The organism is Collinsella sp. AF36-3AT (assembly GCF_003475205.1).
GTDB classification, from domain to species: Bacteria; Actinomycetota; Coriobacteriia; order Coriobacteriales; family Coriobacteriaceae; genus Collinsella; species Collinsella aerofaciens_AF.
In genome coordinates, this window is sequence record NZ_QROZ01000001.1 from 96736 (window position 1) to 114345 (window position 17610).

The following is a 17610-nucleotide window of genomic DNA, read 5'->3' on the forward strand; positions in this document are numbered from 1 at the left end:
GCGCTGCGGAGTGTTTTCAAAACCAAGCCCGGCCCCGGCCTGCATTGACACAGCTGGCGGTTCTTGGGCATCGCTTGCTGGCGGGGTTCCTTTGCTGAAATGGACTTGGCCGAAAGGGCCGCTGGTCCCGGTCGCTGGTTCGCGCTTTGCGTGAACTCCGCGCTACTGTGGGTCAGTTAGGCTTCTGTTGTTGGACCCGCTACATCTTCCCGTCTCAGCATCGATCTTAGCTTCTCGAAGCTCTCCTCGCTCAGGCAGTGCTCCATGTGGCAGCCCTCTTGCGACGCGACCTCGGGCGTTACGCCTGCGTCCTCTAGCAGACCTACAAAAAAGCAGTGGCGCTCCCACATTTGACGGGCAACCTCAAGACCGCGTTCCGTCAGATGCACGTCGCGTTTGCCCATCTCCACGTAGCCGGTGCTCTCCAAGGCCGCCATGGCTTTAGAGACGCTTGCTTTGGTTACGCCCAAGTATTCGGCAACGTCGATCGAGCGCACGATGCCCTGACGTTCCGATAGGACGTAGATCGATTCGAGATAGTCTTCTCCGGATTCACGTAGGGCCATGGGCCGCCTTTCGCGATGATTGCTAGTTAGCCTTTGGATACTTTCCTTGGCTTACTTTACCGCAAAAGTTGACCATGTCTTACTGCATTGACCAAAAAGTTAGCCGCGTTTCACAAAACGTGCGAGATGAAAACAAAATGGGAACGCCCCGCAAGGAGTGTCCCCAGCTGCCGGCAGATAAGGAGCGTCCCCAAGTGCCGGGTCGCAGCTACACGAGGCCAAAGTGCTTCGCGGCGTTGTAGATGCCGTCGTCGTCTACGGCGGTCGTCACGTAGGTCGCTGCGGCCTTCACGGTATCCTGCGCGTTGCCCATGGCCACACTTGTGCCCACGGCCGAGAACATCGACAGGTCGTTCTCGCCGTCGCCAAAGGCGATCGCCTCGCTCGCGTCGACACCCAGGCGCTCCAGCGTCGCTGCCACACCCAGGTCCTTGCCGCCGTTAGCGGGAATAATGTCGCAGAACAGGTCGCACCAGCGCGTGGTGAGCGAATGCGACACGGCGTCGGTCACGATATGCTCGTCGGCCGGATCCACAAAGGCGCAAAACTGGTAGACCGGCGCGTCAAAGGCGTGCTCAAACGGCTCCTCGTGGTAGACAATTCCCGCGTTGCTGCCGGCCGTCACCACGCGCTCGGACAGGCGGTTCACAAACGAGTTCTCGCCCTGCATGCACAGCGAGTCGTAGCGCCCCTGCGCCACCTGGTCCACAATCACCGCGACGTCGTCCGGATCGATCGGGCAGCTGCGGTAAACCCCCTCGGCATCAAAGCAGTGCTGGCCCGAAAGCGTAATGTACGCATCCCAGCCCAGGTCGAACAGCCAGTCCGGCATCTGGTAGATCGGACGGCCCGTGGCGATCACGCACGCAATCCCCTGCTCGCGAAAGCTGTCGAGCACCTGCTGCGCCGACGCCGGAATCCGGTGGGTCTTAAAGCTCAGCAGCGTACCGTCGATATCGAAAAACGCGGCTTTGATCATTCTCGCCTACTCCTCGCCCTCAAGCTTTTCGCTCGCCTCGAGCCACGCCATCTCCAGCTCGTCCATGGCGGCGTGGGCCTCGTCGATCTTTGCCTGCTGCTCGCCCAGCGCCGTGTAGTTGGTGGGATCGACCTGGGCCATGGCGGCCTCGGCCTCCTCCACGCGAGCGCGCTGCGTTTCCATCTTGCGCTCGAGCGAGCTCACCTCACGACGGAGCTTTTGGCGCTCGGCATTGGAAAGGCCGTTGGGCTGACCGCTCGACTTGGGCTTTTCGGCCGCAGCCGCCGCGGCACCGGTGTCGAACGTACCGGTCTTGGCGCTCGGTGCACCCACGGGCTCGCCCTCGGCGGTGGCGTTGCACAGGCGCAGGTACTGGTCGACGCCGCCGGGCATATGCGTCAGGTGGCCGTCGAGCAGCGCCCACTGCTGGTCGGTCACGCGCTCCATCAAAAAGCGGTCGTGCGTCACCAGAATCAGCGTGCCGGGCCAGCCGTCCAGCAAGTCCTCGACAATCGCCAGCATGTCGGTATCCAGGTCGTTGCCGGGCTCGTCCAGGATGAGCACGTTGGGCTCGTCCAGGATCGTCAGCAGCAGCGACAGGCGACGGCGCTGGCCGCCCGAAAGATCGCCGATGCGGCTCCAGAGCTGCTGCGTCGTAAAGCCCAGACGCTCGCAGAGCTTCTCGGGTGAAGTCTCCTTGCCGTCAATGACGTAGTACTTCTTATAGTGGCTGAGCACCTCGCGGATCGTGTCGCCCATGTAGGGTTCGAGCTCCTCGAGCTGCTGCGACAGCACGCCAAAGCGCACCGTCTGGCCGATCTTCACGCGGCCGCGCAGGGGCGCGATCTTGCCCTGGATCACGTCGAGCAAAGTCGACTTGCCGGCGCCGTTCTCGCCCAAAAGACCATAGCGGTCGCCCGCACCAATGAGCCAGGTCACGTCGTTGAGCACCTGCTTGGGCGCGCCATCGGTATCCGCATAGCCGGCGTCCACGTCGACCACATCGATAACCTGCTTGCCCAGGCGGCTCACGGCCAGGCGCTTGAGCTCCAGCTCGTCACGCACGGGCGGCACGTCGGCGATCAGCTCGCGAGCGGCATCCACGCGAAACTTGGGCTTGGTGGAGCGCGCCTGGGCACCGCGGCTCAGCCACGCGAGCTCCTTACGTGCCATGTTGCGACGGCGTTCCTCGGTAACCGCGGCCATGCGGTCGCGTTCCACGCGCTGCAGGATATATGCCGAATAGCCGCCCTCGAAGGGATCGACCTGGCCGTCGTGAACCTCCCACATGCTGGTGCAGACCTCGTCCAAGAACCAGCGATCGTGCGTGACCACGAGCATCGCGCCCTGACCGCGCTGCCAGCGGGCCTTTAAGTGACGCGCAAGCCAGTTGATGGTGCGCATGTCCAGATGGTTGGTGGGCTCATCGAGCATGAGCACGTCATAGTCGCCGATCAGCAGGCGCGCGAGGTCCACGCGGCGGCGCTGACCGCCCGAGAGCTCGCCTACCATGCCCTCCCAGGGCACATCGCTAATGAGGCCGGCGAGGATCTGGCGCGTACGGGGGCTCGACGCCCACTCATACTCGGGCGTGTCGCCCACGACGGCATGATGCACGGTATCGGTGTCGACAAGCTGGTCCTTTTGGCCGAGCAATCCGATCGTCGTGCCGCGGCGGTGCGTCACGCGGCCGTCGTCGGGTTCCAGCGTGCCGGCGAGCACGCTCAGCAGCGTCGACTTGCCGTCGCCGTTTTTGCCGACAATACCAATACGGTCGCCCTCGTCCACGCCGAGCGTCACGCTATCGAAAATATGCTTGGTGGGAAACTCTAGGCTGACGGAATCGCATCCCAAAAGAATCGCCATATGCCCTGCTCCTTCGTAGAAATTCAACGTTCTCCATGATAGCGAAAACCACCACAAAGGGGACGGGCGCCTTCGTGGTGGTTTTGGGCAAGCGCACCAGCACACGACACAAAAAGGCGGGCCATCTCCCGCAAGAGATGACCCGCCTCTCCAATCAGTCCCGCGGCAACCGTGGCCGCCGCGGGCCTCAAGCATGTCCCGGACTAGGAGAACATGCCGGTGAGGTAATCATTCAGCCGCTTATCCTTGGGCCGTTGGAAAATCTCGTCGGTCTCGTCGTACTCGACCATATCGCCCATGTAGAAAAACGCCGTGCGGTTGGACACGCGCGACGCCTGCTCCATGTTGTGCGTCACGATGACGATGGCGCGGTCGGCCACGATCGACGACATGAGGTCCTCGATCGCCAGCGTCGAGATGGGGTCGAGCGCCGAGCAGGGCTCGTCAAACAGGATTACGTCGGGGTTGAGCGCCAGCGTGCGCGCAATGCACAGACGCTGCTGCTGACCGCCCGAAAGCGCGTAGGCGCTCTTGTCGAGCTTGTCTTTGACCTCGTCCCACAGCGCGGCGCCACGCAAGCTCTCCTCGACCATGCGGTCGAGCTCGTCACGGTCGGTGATGCCGTGGCGCTTGGGCGCAAAGGTGATGTTGTCGCGAATGGACTTGCGGAAGGGGTTTGGCTGCTGGAACACCATGCCGATGGAGCGACGCAGCTCGTACGTGTTCTCGGTCTTGGTGTTCACGTTGCGCCCGCGGTAGTTGATCTCGCCCTCCACGCGACAGCGGCGAATCTCGCGATTCATCAGGTTGAGGCTACGCAAGAAGGTCGACTTGCCGCAGCCCGAAGGCCCGATGAGCGCCGTGATCTCACCCTTGTGGAAGTCGAGCGACGTATTGTGCAGCGCATGGTGGTCGCCATAGTACACGTTGACGTCCTTGGCGGAGAGCACGACCTCGTCGCTCACGGCCTTGCCGCTCACGCGCACGCGCCTCTCGCTCTCCCCCACGCTCGACAGAAAGTCCTGGGGGGTGTCGGACGTGGCCGCCTCGGTTGCGGGCGTTGCATTCATATCGCTCATTCGGCCGTCATCTTCCTTGCCAGTTGCTTGCCCACGATACGGGCGACTACGTTAAACAGCAGCACGCAAATCATCAGCAGTGCCGCGGTGCCCCAGACGATCTGCTGGGCCTCGGGGCTGCCCTCGCCATAGATCTTGTAGATGTGCACGGCCAGCGACTCGCCGGGACGGAACACGTTCCAGGCGCAGGTGGGGCTCGACAGGTTAAAGCTCAAGAAGTTGAGGCGGACCGGCGAGCTCATGCCCGAGGTAAAGAGCAGCGCCGCGGCCTCGCCAAACACGCGGCCGGCCGAAAGCACGATGCCGGTCACGATGGCGGGCATGGCCTCGGGAATCAGGATGTGCAGTGTGGCCTCCCAGCGAGTGAGGCCCATGGCCAGGCACGCATCGCGCTGGGCTTGCGGCACGTCCTCGAGTGCCTGCTGGATCACGCGCACCAGGATGGGGATGTTGAACATGGTAAGCGCGACGGCGCCGGAGATGATGGAGTACTTCCAGCCCAGCTGCACCGAGAACACCAGAAAGCCGAACATGCCCACGACAATGGAGGGCAGCGAGGACAGCGTCTCGATGGCGGTGGAGGCGATGTCGCGAATGGGACCGTCGGGCGCGTATTCAACTAGGAAGACCGCGCCGCCCAGGCTGATGGGCACCGAGATGATCAGGGTAATCAGCAGCAGATAGAACGAGTCGAACAGCTGGTAGAGCACGCCGCCCTGCGTTCCGTTGGCGCGTGCGGGCTGCGTGAGAAAGCCCGGCTGGAACAGCGTCGAGATACCCTCGAACAGGATGTAGGCCACCATGGAGACGACGATAAGCATGACGATGGCGACAATCGCCGTCAGCATGCCCGTGGCGATACGGTCTTGCCTTTGGACACGCCCGAGTCTCGCCTCGTCGATATGGATGCGCGTGCTAGCCACGAGCCTTCGCCCCCTTGCGGCCAATGAGATGGATGATCAGGATAAAGATGAGGCTCATGCCCATCAGCAGCAGGCCGAGCGCCCACAGGACGTCGTCCTGGGCCGAGCCCTCGGCATAGACCGCCATGGACGTGGTGAGCGTGGTGGTGATGGTAGACGCCGGCGACAGCAGCGACGTCGGCATGGCCTCGATGCCGCCAATGACCATGCGCACGGCGAGCGTCTCGCCAAAGGCGCGGGTCATGCCAAGGATGACTGCGGTCATGAGCGACGGCATGGCGGACTTGAGCACCACGTGCCAGATGGTCTGCCAGCGGGTGTAGCCCAGCGCGAGCGAACCCTGGCGGTAGCTATCGGGCACGGCGCGCAGGCCATCGACCGAAAGCGTGGTCATCGTCGGCAGAATCATGACGGCCAGCACGATGGCGCCGGGCAAGATGCCCAGGCCTGTGCTCACGTGGAAAACGCTCTTCATAAGGCCGACGACCACGTGAAAACCGATCAGGCCAAAGACGACCGAGGGAATACCGGTCAAAAGCTCAATGAGCGGCTGAAAAACCTTGGAGCCAAACTTAGGCTGGATCTCGACCGCAAAGATGGCAGAGCCGATGGCGATGGGCAGTGCGATGAGCGTGGAGAGCACCATGACCGCAAACGAGGTGACGATCAGGGGAAGGGCGCCAGTGTAGGGCAGGCCGTTTTCGGCCGTGTTGGCCAGGTCCCACTTGGTACCGGTAAAAAACTCGACGATCGAGACGCCGTCCTTGAAAAAAGCCGAGAGGCCCTTTTGGGCGACCATAAAGATGAGCGCGGCAACGACAAGCGTCACGAGCGCTACGCACGCACCCGTGACGCCCAGGCCCACGTTCTCAAGCTCGCGCTTTGGCAGCTGTTTTGCCATTGCAAACCTTTCCGGGGGCGATTACTTATTTAGCGGAGACCTTGCCACTGGCGTCCTTGACGACCTTCATGGCAGAAACGGGAATAAAGCCCTGCTCCTCGACGAGCTTGCCCTGGACGTCGTCGGAAAGCATGAACTCCAGGAAGGCCTTGGTGGCCTCGTCGGCGTCCTTAGCACAGTACATGTGCTCGGTCGCCCAGATCTTGAAGGAGTCGTCGGTGACGTTTGTGCTCTTGGGCTCGACGCCCTCGACCATGATGGCGTTGAACTTGGAGTCATCGAAGTGCGAGAAGTCAAGGTAGGAGATGGCGTTGTCGGTGCTGCCCATCTGAGTCTGGACATCGCCGGACTTGTCGAGCTCGGCGTCGCCCTTAAAGTCGACGGCCTCGTCGCCAAAGACGGCGGCCTCGAAGGTGGCGCGGGTGCCGGAGCCGGCCTTGCGGTTGAGAACGACGATCTTGGCGTCGTCGCCGCCGACCTCCTTCCAGTTGGTGATCTGGCCGGAGAAGATGCCCTTGAGCTGCTCGAGGGTCAGGTCGTCGACTGTCACGTTCTTGGAGACGACGGGGCCCATGCCCACGACAGCGACCTCGTGATCGACGAGGTTCTTGACCTGATCGGCCTCGAGCTTGGTCTCGGCGAAGACATCGGAATTACCGATGGTGACGGTGCCGGCGGCGACAGCGGTCAGGCCCTTGCCCGAACCGTTGCCCGAACCGGAGACGGAGACGTCGGGGTTGGCATCCATAAACTTCTCGGCAGCAGCCTCGACGAGAGCCTGGAACGAGGAGGCGCCGTCGTAGGTTACCTCGCCCGAGACGGACTCGGCAGCAGCGGCGCTGCCCTCAGCAGCGGTGTTGGCGGCGTTGGAGCCGCCGCAACCAACGAGACCGAGACCGACGATGCTGGCAAGACCACCAGCGAGGCCGAGGAACTGACGACGAGAATAAGCCTGATCGAGCATGATCTTCCTTTCATACATGCGACTCGCGGGCACCCTGCCCGCTTTGCTGTTTGGAAAGATACGGCCCCGACCGGGCAGCGCCCGCGCCAACTGCGGTTTTTTACGGGCATCTGATAGACCCTTACCGCAAGCTCTGTCCAGCCTTTACAAACGGATAACAATCCCCACCCAAGCATGGCGCACCTTTTACACCAATAAAAACAAAGTTGCGGTGAAATAGTTCCTGCTTGGCCATCAAATGGCCCATTTTAGGAACTATTCCACCGCAACTTAGATTGGGAAACCGCGAAACCTTAAAGCTCTAATTCATTCAAACGGAGGATCGCCACGATATAAATCTTGAGCGCCTGCTTGAGCTGTTCCTCGTTGGCGCACTCGTTGGGGCCGTGCATCTGGCCGCCCCACGCGGGCAGCTCCAGGCCGGTCTCCTCGGGGCCAAACGACACGGCGCGGGCAAAGTTGCGCGCGTACGTGCCGCCGCCCATGGCAAAGGGCTCAGCATGCTTGCCCGTAAACTCGTTATAGGTATCGATAAGCGCCTTCACGGCCGGATCGTCGGCAGAGACCGAGAACGGCACCTTGGCACGACCCACACGGCACGTCACGCCAAAGCGGCCCACGAGCGGCTCGAGCTGCTCGCGGATGGTATCGGCACTCGTGCTGTCGGGGAAACGCACGTCAATGACCTGCTCAATGTGGCCATCCACCACGCGGATGACGCCGGGGTTGCACGTGAGCGGGCCAAACGCCGCGTTCGTCGCATCGATTCCCAAGCCGCGACCATAGGCATCCGCGTGCACAAAGGCCAAGAATTTGACGAACTCGTGCTCGGCAGGCGTCAGCAAGCGCTCGTCACGGGCGCCAAACGTGTCCTCGGCCTCGCGCAGATACGCCACGATCAGACCGACGGCATTGATAGTGCCCTCGGGCATTGAAGCATGGCCACCAATACCGTGGGCGAAAATCTGCGCATGCCCGTTATCGAGTGCTGTGATCTCCAGGCGGTCAGCGTTCTCGACCGGGGCAGGCAGCTCATCGGCGGCAATCGCAAGCTCGCAAATAGACTGCGACGGAATGGCGTTGCTCGCCTCGGCACCACTCCACGACACGATGCGCCCGCCGTCGATCTTGGAGCTCACAAACGTCGCCCCAAACTGACCCTTCTCGGCATTGCAGACCGGGAACTCGGCATCGGGCGTAAACAGAAAGTCGGGGTTCGCGTGGTTCTCCAGATAATGGTGAACGTCGGACATGCCCACTTCCTCATCGCAGCCCAGCAGCGCGCGGAAGGTGTAGCGCGGGGTAATACCGTGCTTGAGCAGATAGGCGCCGGCGTAGAGCGACAGCACGGCAGGACCCTTGTCGTCGATAACGCCGCGGCCGAGCAGCCAGCCCTCGCGACGCTCCATCGCAAACGGGTCGGTGTTCCAGCCGGGGCCGGCGGGCACCACGTCCACATGGCAAATGGTCGCGAGCTGCTTGTCACCGCGGCCCGGGATATCGGCAATGCCCACATAGCCCTCGTCGTCGCTCGTCTGGTAGCCGAGCTTTTGCGCAATGCCGAGCGCGCAATCGAGCGCGTCACGGACCGGGCGGCCAAACGGCGCGCTGGGCTCTGCATCGGCAGAAACTGCCACGGACGGATAACTCACCAGCTGCTCAATATCGGCGACGACATCTTCCCAGACCTCGTCGACATACTCAGCGACGCTCTGCTCCACCTGATTCATGGACGACCTCCTTACCAATGAGCGGCAGCGTGCCCGCCCCTCACATCACATACTTATATAGCGAAAAGTTTAGCAAGCTCGGCCACCGAGTGCACCACCGCATCGGCGCCCGCGGCCTCATGCTCACCCGGCGCCGCTGCGCCCGAATAGATGCCGACGCACGGCACGCCCATCGCGTGCGCGCCCTCCACATCGTTAAAACGGTCGCCAATCATCACGGCCTCGTCGGCAGTCGCGCCAAGCGCCGCCAGGGCGTCGCGGACCGAATCGGCCTTGGTCTCGCGTCCCTGAGGCGGATTCATGCCAACCACGGCTTCGAACTGGCAAAGCCCCAGCTCATGCACCATGTCAATACACTTCGCCTCCATGCGAGACGTCGCCACGGCCATACGCTTGCCCTGGGCGGCCAGCCCGTCGAGCAGCTCGGGGATCCCATCGAACACTGGGTACTCTTCCGGTCCTAGCTCGTCAAAAAAGGCACGGTACTCGTCGGCCACCACGAGAGCCTCCTCGCGCGTAAAGCCGTAAAAGTCGTGGAAGCTCTTCCACAGCGGAGGCCCGATCATGCGGCGCAGGTCACCCATCCGCGCCTCCGAAAACCCGCGCGCAGCCAGCGTCTTGCGCGTCGAGGTCATCACTGCCCGACCCGTATCGGCCACCGTGCCGTCAAAATCGAACAGCACAACCGGCCGCTCGCAAAGTTGCAATGCCGCCATCGGCACCCCTCTTCCCCAGTTGATGATTTCCACACCACCGCTTCAAACTGTTGACTATTCAACAATTGAACCTAGCAATGTAGAGCAACTCCACTATACTTGTCGCACTTTGCTTTCAGAAGGCGGCGCTGCCGCGCCCCAACGAAAGGTGCAATTATGTCTTTTGCCATCATAACCGACTCCACGTCGGACATCTCCCCCGCCCGCGCCCAAGAGCTCGGCATTTACGTGATTCCGCTGCATGTGATTATCGAGGGCGAGGACCTGCTCGACCAGGTGCAGATTACCGCCGAGGAATACGTCACCCGCATGGCCGGCGCCGAGCAGTTGCCGCACACCTCGCAGCCGAGCGCCGGCGAGTTCAAGGCACTCTTTGACCGCATGCGCGCCGATGGCCACGATAACGCCATCTTCATCTCGCTGTGCAGCGAGTGGTCCGCCTGCTATTCCAACGCATGTCTGGTCGCCGAGACCCACGAGCTCGACGTGCGCTGCATCGATTCGCGCACAGGCTCGGGTGCCGAGGGCCTGCTGGTGGAGTACGCGCTCGCCATGCGCGAGGACGGTCGCAGCCTGGACGAGACCGAGGCGCAGATCCGCGCGACGCTACCCGACGCACACCTGCTGCTGATTCCTCGCACGCTCGAGAACCTGGTCAAAAACGGCCGCGCCCCCAAGCTCGCCGGCCAGCTGACGCAGATGCTCAACATTCGCCTGGCCGTTTCGCCGGAGTGGAAATCGGGCGAGATCAAGGCCATCAAAAAGGGCCGCGGTGCCAAGCGCATCGTTGCGAACACCATGGCCGATTGCCTCGCATTTTTGGCGGAGCATCCGGGCTCAAGCGTGCGCGTGCTCACGACCGGCGCCGCCGAGGAGCAGGAGCTCGTCAGCCAGGCGCTCGCGGGCCAGGACTACGCCGATGCCGGCACCGGCCCCATCGGCTGCACCATCGCCACCCACGTAGGCGTCGACGCCATCGCCATCAGCTACTGCCCCCGCTACCAACCTGCCAATTAGGGACAGGTTTATTTTGGCAGGTTTTATCTGGGCAAACGTTAAACGGTAACAAGGCTTGCCTGGCAAGATCGGACATGCCAAAGCCGTCGAACAACCGAAGTACACCCAGCCACAACAAAGCCATCACGCCGACGCGCCGCAACTCAAGGCGCGCCGGCGTCTTTTTAGGAGTCGCGGCGGAAAAGGGGCCGTTTTAGCCAAAAGGCCGCGAAACGCTTCCCATTACGCCGCAACTTCATTGCCGCCCAACCAGCCAATCGAGAAATTGGCGGCGATCGATGCTTTGTCCAACCCCCTTGCGATACCCTCTGGGCAAAAAATGGCAAATATGAGTACTGTTACCAGTTTAGTAACAGCGCAATCTGGCTGAATTTGCCATCTTCTGTCAATTCCGAGCGTCATAAAGTCCCGAATCGTCATATTTAGAGGGTTGATTCTATCCAATCCGAATCGATTGGTCTTAAATACTTTCCAGATGATATGTTACTGCTCAAACCACAGTACTCATATTTACCATTTTTTGCCCACAGGGTCTATTCGAGGATAGTTTCCTGCGCCTCCAGCCCACCTCATGGCCGCCAAAACCCATTCAGCAACAGCTACCGCACATTTTGACACCAGCCAAACACCACTCACGGAGGTGTACTCCGCTATCGCCGAACCAAAATCAGAGTCGAGTCCCTTAAAAATCAAAATAACGTACCCTCATTTCAATGAACTCCGACAAGAACGGCATTTACATGAGCACCGTCACGCATCAATACGCCCTCATCGGGGGCACGCTATTCCAATTCAAGAAAACCGTCGCCCATGTATCGGAGCCGCACAGCCAAATCGTCATCTGCGGCAACGGTCCAGACATCCGTTACGCAACACTGGAAGAATGGGAGAAAGCTGGCGAATCTTTCGATAGACGGGCACAGGTCGAGGGAATCGTCACCAGTGCGAGCACAGCGCGCGACAAATTGGAACTCTTTCGCAATCTCTTTACTGGCCGCAAAGATGTTTACGCTCATGGGTACCGCAGAAAAGACGGGGGAATCGGCTATACACCAGCCTGCGCAAATGAGTGGAAGGCAGGCATTTGCCCCAAACTAAATCGTCAGAAAACCAAATGCGCGGAATGCGGCAACCGCATCTTCCCCGAGCTGAGCGATGCCACGATCATCGCCCATTTCAAAGGCAACGACGACAGGCTCCGAGACGTCATAGGTCAATACGTTCTCGATAGTGACAGCAACACAAAAGTCCTGGTCATCGACTTTGACGGATCCGATTGGAAAGAAGCGACAAACGCCATTCGGCTTGTCGCAAAAAACCATGGAATCGATGCTGCAGTCGAGCGATCGAGATCAGGTAACGGCGCACATGTCTGGTTTTTCTTCCTAGAGCTCACCAGCGCAAAGATCGCACGAGAATTTGGAAGCAGCCTTATCACCGAAGCGGCGGCGCTCAACAAGACAATCACCTTTGAAGCTTTTGACCGGATGCTGCCCGCGCAGTCCACCATTCCTGAGGGCGGCTTCGGAAATCTCATAGCACTGCCTTTTCAAGGAAAAGCGCAGCGAAAAGGGAACAGTGTATTTGTTGACGAGCAATTTGAGCCCTTTCCCGATCAATGGCTTTACCTTTCGCAAATTCAGCTGATTCCACATGCAACGGTGCAAAATCTGATCGAAAGCATCGACAATAAACCGCATGGAATATCAGCTGCAGTGGCGGGAAACACCGCCGCGCCACATTCTCAGAGGCCGCGAAAGCGGCTTCCGCTCGCGCCGCAGGACTTCCCGTCATCGCTACCCGTCACGCAAGCCGATATGCTCTACATAACCGAAAAATCTCTGAGCCCGGCCGCCCAGATGGAGGTTCGCAGGCTTGCAACATTTGCCAACCCGGAATTCTTCCGTGCCCAATCAATGCACCAATCGGTATTCGGCAAACCGCGGTACATAGACCTCAGCGAACTTAGAGATGGCTGCGTTGCGATTCCCAGAGGCTGTAAAGCACAACTCGAGCGGCTGCTTCAAGAAGCCGGCGCTTCTGCTCACTATTCAGACAAGCGCATGTCGGGCAATCCAATTGTGATGACATTTAAAGGGGCTCTTCGCCCTGAACAGCAAATTGCCGCCGAACAGATGCTCAACTGTGAAGACGGGATCATGTCCGCGCCGACGGGTTTCGGGAAAACCGTCATTGGAGCCTATCTTATTGCTGCCATCGGTCTTCCAACGCTTGTCATCGTTCCCAAGACTGCGCTCATTGCCCAATGGAAATCCCAGCTCGAACGGTTTATCGACATTACGGATAACAGAAAGCCAGTTCGAACCCCAAAAGGACGAATCAGTAAAAGGCAGCCTCCGCTCATTGGCCAAATCGGAGGAGGCAAAACCGCCATAAGCCATCTCATCGACATTGCTTCATTCCAGTCTTTGTCCAGCAAGGACCCCCAGACCGGAGAACCAATAGCCAAGGAGTTCGTTCGTGATTACGGCCTCATCATCTGTGATGAATGTCACCATGCAGCCGCACCACAGCTTGAGCTCGTCCTCAAGTCCGCTCCAGCCAAATATGTATACGGCCTTTCCGCGACGCCCGAACGCTCGGACGGACTCACGCGAGCACTCTCAATGCTCTGCGGCCCGCTTCGCCATGTCATTGATCCAAAAACGCAAGCAATCCAACAGGGAATTCAGCGCGTTGTTAGGCCGCGTTTTACCGGAGTTCGACTACCCGCCTACGAACCAGGGGCGTCCTTTAATCAAGTTCTCGATCTCCTGTGTGCGCACACAGCGAGAAACGAAGCGATTGTCGACGATGCCCTCGAGACCGCGTCAAACGGTCGACATCCGCTTGTGCTATCCAAAAGGAAAAAACATGCCGAAGAGCTATGTAGACTGCTTCAAAGCCGCGGACACGAACCTATACTCTTAACCGGAGAAATCGACGCCAAAGAAAGAAAGGCAATACTGAACAGCCTTCCCGGCTTCGAGCATGAGCATCGAATTATCATCGCAACCGAAAGCCTTCTGAGCGAGGGTTTCGACCTGTCTTACCTTGACACTCTGCTCATTGCCACACCGATATCTTGGGACGGCAGCATAACGCAGCAGGCAGGCAGACTACATAGAAGTCACGAGGGCAAGCAGCGGGTTGAGATATTCGACTATGTTGATTTGTCGATACCCATGCTCGCGCGTATGTACCAGAAGAGACTCAAGACCTACGCAAAGCTAGGGTATGAAGTCTTTGCAGCAAATGACAACAAACGGGCCGATCAAAACATCCTCGTTAGGCCGGCAAGGGCCGTGGAGGCCTTAGCGGATGACATCGCGCGCGCAACGAAAAGCATTTTTATTGCCGCGCCCTACGCATCCGCTGCATGCCTCGCAAAGCTCGCTGCCGTACTCACAGGCGCCGCCGCCCGTGGGATTGCCCTTGAGATTTTAATTGCCTCGACTCCGCACAATGACGTGAAAGCGATTTTTACCGAGATAAACGTCGACTATTCCATCAAAGACGAAGGGCGCCTGTGCGCGTCAGTAATTGACGAGGAAACCGTCTGGTACGGAACCATTCCATTACTGGCCTTTCCTAAGAAAGAGGACTGCAGCATCCGTTTCAAAAGCAGCGAAGTTGCAGCCGAGCTTTTAAGCGAAATCCAGCGAAGAGGAGAACCGGAGGTCGCAGCCACGAACGGGACGTCTCCAACAGTTACGGTGGAATAGGGGCCGTTTTTGGCCAATCGGCCGCGAATCAATCCCTATCCCCTGCGAATCATAAGCGAGCAATCAGCCCTGCGGGCCCTGAAACAGCTCCTCATGCGAGCCCATTCTGACCAGTCGGATCACAGGATTAGTCTTATACGGCAAGTAGAGCACGACCACATCGACCAAGCCATCGGATAGATGGAAATCGATGTGGCCGTTGTAGTTTCCGCCCGGGTTTGAAAGCTCATGGGCGCCATATTCCGCGGGAAGCGAGCCGCGAGCTGCAAGCTCTGCGACCGCCGCCCTAAACTCGGTTTTTAACTGCGGATGCATGCGCATCGTTCGTTTGTAGTCCGCCTTAAATTGAGCCTCGACTTTAATCTCGAACATCGCTAGTCCTCATCGAGGAATGACATAAGCTCATCAGCGTTGTTGAATGACGGACTATCGTCCAGCAAAATCCCCAACTCATGAGCCTCGGCAATCACCATGGAACGCCTCGTTGCCTCATTGGGAACTTCGGATCGACCAACAATCTCAAAAGGAATCTTTCGTTGATTTACCAGCTGCCGAACAGCAAGGTTGAGATACGAATTGAGACTCAGACCAACCGTATCCAAGAACTCAGTCGCCTGTTCCTTGAGCCCCTCTTCGATGCGAACCGTCGTAGGCTTAACCGTTGCAGTAGACATACGCGACCTCCTCGCCTCGTCTTTTGCATCAGTATACCCAGTTTAGATGGCATACTGATGTTAAATAGCATCAGTATGCCGTTCACATTACTATAACAACAGTCACAGCACCCTACATCAGCCCACTCAGGGCAATGTCGACGGCCTCGTTGAGGTCGTCGGTGATGTGCACAAGCTCCGGATCGAGCGGGCTAATCATATCGGCGTCCATCACCGGGCCGTTGAGCCAGTCGAACAGACCCTGTCAGTACTCGGTGCCCACCAGCACGAGCGGCATGCGCTTTACCTTGTGCGTCTGCACCAGCGTGAGCACCTCGAACATCTCGTCGAGCGTGCCAAACCCGCCGGGAAACACAATGGCGCCCGAGCTGTATTTGACGAACATAGTCTTGCGCACAAAGAAGTAACGGAAGTCCATGCCAAGGTTCACGTATTTGTTGAGCCCGTGCTCGTGCGGAAGCTCGATACCCAAGCCGACCGACTTGCCGTTGACACTCGCCGCTCCCCTGTTAGCCGCCTCCATGACGCCGGGACCGCCGCCGGTGATGACCGCCACGCCGCGCTGGGCGATCTTGCGACCGACCGTGCGCGCGGCCTTGTAGAGCGGATCGGTCTTGGGCGTGCGGGCGCTGCCGAAGATGGTCACTGCAGGACCAAGCTCGGCAAGCGCGCCAAAACCATCGACAAACTCTGCCTGAATGCGCAGCACGCGCCACGGATCGGCATGCAGCCAGTCGGTCGACTCCTCGGGCGCCAGCAAGTTGGCATAGGTGTTGTCCTTAGGAATCATGGGGCCGCGCATGACCACGGGGCCGCGGCGGTACGTCTCGTCGTAGGCAGGCTCGCCCTCGACGTTTTCATTCTTAATCATGGGTACTCCTATCGAGAAAAAGAAAAACGGGCGGGGTCGACGCCATGCGCCAAACACCCGCCCGAACATCAACTATTCGGTATGGTACCCACGATGCATCAAGTGCTTGCAAGCTATCGGTCATCGGTCGCGCAGACGGTGTTAGCGAACGTGATGACCGGCCGGCGCTCGTCCCTTGCCGTTGCCCGCGCTTTGCAAGCGCCCGCGCCGCTCTTAGTAGTCCACCGCCGCAGGGCTGTTCATCCAGTCGCTCACAAACGCGCCGTAGCGGCCCTCGATAATGGCCTGACGGGCACGCTGCATAAGGTTGAGCAGGTAGTAGATGTTGTGCATCGACAGCAGAATACCGCCGAGCATCTCCTTCTGCGTGACCATGTGACGGATGAGCGCGCGGCTGTAGCCGCCCGTGCACACCGGGCAGGTGCAGGTGGGGTCGATGGGGCCGTCGTCGTGCGCAAAGCGCGCGTTGCGGAAGTTGAGGCGACCCTCGCTCGAAAACGCGGTACCCATGCGGCCAGTGCGCGTCGGCAGCACGCAGTCGAACATGTCGATGCCCACGCCAACGCCGCGCACGAGCGTGGTAGGGTTGCCGACGCCCATGAGGTAGCGCGGCTTGTGCTTAGGCATGTACTCGGAAACCAGCGGCGCCAGCGTCTCGAACATGGTCTCATGGTCCTCGCCCACCGAGTAGCCGCCGATGCCGTAGCCGGGGAAGTCGCCGCACTCCTCCAGGTGGCGCAGCGATCGCAGGCGCAGATCCAGATGCATGCCACCCTGAACGATGCCAAAAAGTGCCTGGTCATCACGGGTATGAGCCTTGTAGCAGCGCTCGGCCCACATGCTCGACAGCTCCACGGCGCGCTCGACATAGGCACGCGTGGCAGGATAGCCGGGGCATTGGTCGAGCTGCATGCAGATGTCGGAGCCGAGCTTCATGGCGATTTCCATGTTGTCCTCGGGCGTCCAGAACACGTGGCGGCCGTCGTAATCGTTGACGATAAAGCGCACGCCCTCGTCGGTGAGCTTGACGGCGTCGTTGTGGCTGAAGACCTGGAAACCGCCCGAGTCGGTGAGGATGGGGCCGTGCCAGTTCATGAACTTGTGCAGTCCGCCCAGCTCGGCGATGGTGTCCTCGCCGGGACGCATGGACAGGTGATAGGTATTGGCAAGCACGATCTGGGCACCGAGCTGCTTGACGGTCTCGGTGGGAATACCCTTGACGTTTGCCTTGGTGCCCACGGGCATAAAAATCGGCGTCTCGATGTCGCCGTGCGGGGTATGCAGCACGCCGGCGCGCGCGTGCGTGGTCGGGTCCTCGGCGATAAGGTCGAATTTAAAGAGGCTCTGGTCCATAAACTGGAACTCCTTGGTTGCGGTTCATACGCAGACCATTATACGAGCAACCATCGAACCGCACCGACTCGACAGAAACTGGCGCATTAAACGACTAGTCGTTGGGGACAGTCTTCGCAGCCATCTTGCAAAGGAGTGTCCCAATCTGCCGGCACTCAGGGACTGTCCCCAAGTGCCGACAAGAGTGTCCCTTTCGACTAGTCATTTAAGAACACCCCCAACGGCTACCCATGAGAGGCCTTCTGT

Annotated in this window: 14 protein-coding genes and 1 pseudogene; 2 read left to right on the top strand and 13 right to left on the bottom strand. The window is 59.7% G+C overall.

What is annotated here, in order from left to right:
- Positions 1 to 176: 176 nt before the first annotated feature.
- The 9 genes from DW003_RS00405 to DW003_RS00445 form a co-directional block, all read right to left on the bottom strand.
- Positions 177 to 566 carry a metal-dependent transcriptional regulator gene (locus DW003_RS00405; protein ID WP_055252669.1) on the bottom strand — a complete coding sequence of 130 codons (390 nt, stop codon included), beginning with the start codon at positions 564 to 566 and terminating at the stop codon, positions 177 to 179.
- Positions 567 to 774: 208 nt separating this feature from the next.
- Complete coding sequence (locus DW003_RS00410; protein ID WP_118386965.1) at positions 775 to 1545, bottom strand: Cof-type HAD-IIB family hydrolase; 771 nt, start codon at positions 1543 to 1545, stop codon at positions 775 to 777.
- A 6-nt stretch (positions 1546 to 1551) separates the two neighbouring features.
- Positions 1552 to 3411 carry an ABC-F family ATP-binding cassette domain-containing protein gene (locus DW003_RS00415; RefSeq protein ID WP_118386967.1) on the bottom strand — a complete coding sequence of 620 codons (1860 nt, stop codon included), beginning with the start codon at positions 3409 to 3411 and terminating at the stop codon, positions 1552 to 1554.
- Between the two features lie 203 nt (positions 3412 to 3614).
- A complete protein-coding gene (gene pstB / locus DW003_RS00420) occupies positions 3615 to 4490 on the bottom strand; it encodes a phosphate ABC transporter ATP-binding protein PstB (protein ID WP_117564461.1) in 876 nt (291 codons plus the stop codon).
- Positions 4487 to 5413 carry a phosphate ABC transporter permease PstA gene (gene pstA / locus DW003_RS00425; RefSeq protein ID WP_233545411.1) on the bottom strand — a complete coding sequence of 309 codons (927 nt, stop codon included), beginning with the start codon at positions 5411 to 5413 and terminating at the stop codon, positions 4487 to 4489. The genes pstB and pstA overlap by 4 nt, the downstream gene beginning before the upstream one ends.
- Positions 5406 to 6314: a phosphate ABC transporter permease subunit PstC gene (gene pstC / locus DW003_RS00430; RefSeq protein WP_055252651.1), complete on the bottom strand. Its 909-nt coding sequence runs from the start codon at positions 6312 to 6314 to the stop codon at positions 5406 to 5408. Before pstC ends, pstA begins: the two co-directional genes overlap by 8 nt.
- A 25-nt stretch (positions 6315 to 6339) precedes the next feature.
- Entirely contained in the window at positions 6340 to 7278 is a 939-nt protein-coding gene (locus DW003_RS00435) for a phosphate ABC transporter substrate-binding protein (protein WP_117818366.1), read from the bottom strand.
- Between the two features lie 293 nt (positions 7279 to 7571).
- Positions 7572 to 9008, bottom strand: coding sequence for a M20 family metallopeptidase (locus tag DW003_RS00440; protein WP_118386971.1), 1437 nt, complete (start codon positions 9006 to 9008; stop codon positions 7572 to 7574).
- Positions 9009 to 9061: 53 nt separating this feature from the next.
- On the bottom strand, positions 9062 to 9724 hold the full coding sequence (locus tag DW003_RS00445) for an HAD hydrolase-like protein (RefSeq protein WP_118386973.1): 663 nt from the start codon (positions 9722 to 9724) through the stop codon (positions 9062 to 9064).
- A 156-nt stretch (positions 9725 to 9880) separates the two neighbouring features.
- On the opposite strand from DW003_RS00445, the gene DW003_RS00450 reads away from it, so the two are divergent.
- Together DW003_RS00450 and DW003_RS00460 are read left to right on the top strand one after the other, a co-directional pair.
- The gene (locus tag DW003_RS00450; protein WP_118386975.1) at positions 9881 to 10741 is read left to right on the top strand and encodes a DegV family protein; all 861 of its coding nucleotides are present in this window, start codon (positions 9881 to 9883) and stop codon (positions 10739 to 10741) included.
- A gap of 740 nt (positions 10742 to 11481) precedes the next feature.
- Positions 11482 to 14466 carry a DEAD/DEAH box helicase family protein gene (locus DW003_RS00460; RefSeq protein ID WP_158573163.1) on the top strand — a complete coding sequence of 995 codons (2985 nt, stop codon included), beginning with the start codon at positions 11482 to 11484 and terminating at the stop codon, positions 14464 to 14466.
- A 63-nt stretch (positions 14467 to 14529) separates the two neighbouring features.
- Here the strand turns inward: DW003_RS00460 and DW003_RS00465 are convergent, their stop codons facing one another.
- The 4 genes and pseudogenes from DW003_RS00465 to tgt all read right to left on the bottom strand — a co-directional run bounded on the left by DW003_RS00465 (position 14530) and on the right by tgt (position 17364).
- Complete coding sequence (locus DW003_RS00465) at positions 14530 to 14838, bottom strand: type II toxin-antitoxin system YafQ family toxin (protein WP_118386981.1); 309 nt, start codon at positions 14836 to 14838, stop codon at positions 14530 to 14532.
- A 2-nt stretch (positions 14839 to 14840) separates the two neighbouring features.
- The gene (locus tag DW003_RS00470) at positions 14841 to 15140 is read right to left on the bottom strand and encodes a type II toxin-antitoxin system RelB/DinJ family antitoxin (protein WP_118386983.1); all 300 of its coding nucleotides are present in this window, start codon (positions 15138 to 15140) and stop codon (positions 14841 to 14843) included.
- 112 nt (positions 15141 to 15252) lie between these two features.
- Positions 15253 to 16011 (bottom strand): annotated as a pseudogene (locus tag DW003_RS00475) (TIGR00730 family Rossman fold protein).
- A 213-nt stretch (positions 16012 to 16224) separates the two neighbouring features.
- Entirely contained in the window at positions 16225 to 17364 is a 1140-nt protein-coding gene (gene tgt, locus DW003_RS00480) for a tRNA guanosine(34) transglycosylase Tgt (protein WP_055285790.1), read from the bottom strand.
- Positions 17365 to 17610: the final 246 nt, after the last annotated feature.

Bases quoted from the DNA above. Each gene is read 5' to 3' on its own strand.
- DW003_RS00405 (WP_055252669.1), bottom strand. From the start codon at position 566: ATGGCCCTACGTGAATCCGGAGAAGACTATCTCGAATCGATCTACGTC.
- DW003_RS00410 (WP_118386965.1), bottom strand. From the start codon at position 1,545: ATGATCAAAGCCGCGTTTTTCGATATCGACGGTACGCTGCTGAGCTTT.
- DW003_RS00415 (WP_118386967.1), bottom strand. From the start codon at position 3,411: ATGGCGATTCTTTTGGGATGCGATTCCGTCAGCCTAGAGTTTCCCACC.
- pstB (WP_117564461.1), bottom strand. From the start codon at position 4,490: ATGAGCGATATGAATGCAACGCCCGCAACCGAGGCGGCCACGTCCGAC.
- pstC (WP_055252651.1), bottom strand. From the start codon at position 6,314: ATGGCAAAACAGCTGCCAAAGCGCGAGCTTGAGAACGTGGGCCTGGGC.
- DW003_RS00435 (WP_117818366.1), bottom strand. From the start codon at position 7,278: ATGCTCGATCAGGCTTATTCTCGTCGTCAGTTCCTCGGCCTCGCTGGT.
- DW003_RS00440 (WP_118386971.1), bottom strand. From the start codon at position 9,008: ATGAATCAGGTGGAGCAGAGCGTCGCTGAGTATGTCGACGAGGTCTGG.
- DW003_RS00445 (WP_118386973.1), bottom strand. From the start codon at position 9,724: ATGGCGGCATTGCAACTTTGCGAGCGGCCGGTTGTGCTGTTCGATTTT.
- DW003_RS00450 (WP_118386975.1), top strand. From the start codon at position 9,881: ATGTCTTTTGCCATCATAACCGACTCCACGTCGGACATCTCCCCCGCC.
- DW003_RS00460 (WP_158573163.1), top strand. From the start codon at position 11,482: ATGAGCACCGTCACGCATCAATACGCCCTCATCGGGGGCACGCTATTC.
- DW003_RS00465 (WP_118386981.1), bottom strand. From the start codon at position 14,838: ATGTTCGAGATTAAAGTCGAGGCTCAATTTAAGGCGGACTACAAACGA.
- DW003_RS00470 (WP_118386983.1), bottom strand. From the start codon at position 15,140: ATGTCTACTGCAACGGTTAAGCCTACGACGGTTCGCATCGAAGAGGGG.
- tgt (WP_055285790.1), bottom strand. From the start codon at position 17,364: ATGGACCAGAGCCTCTTTAAATTCGACCTTATCGCCGAGGACCCGACC.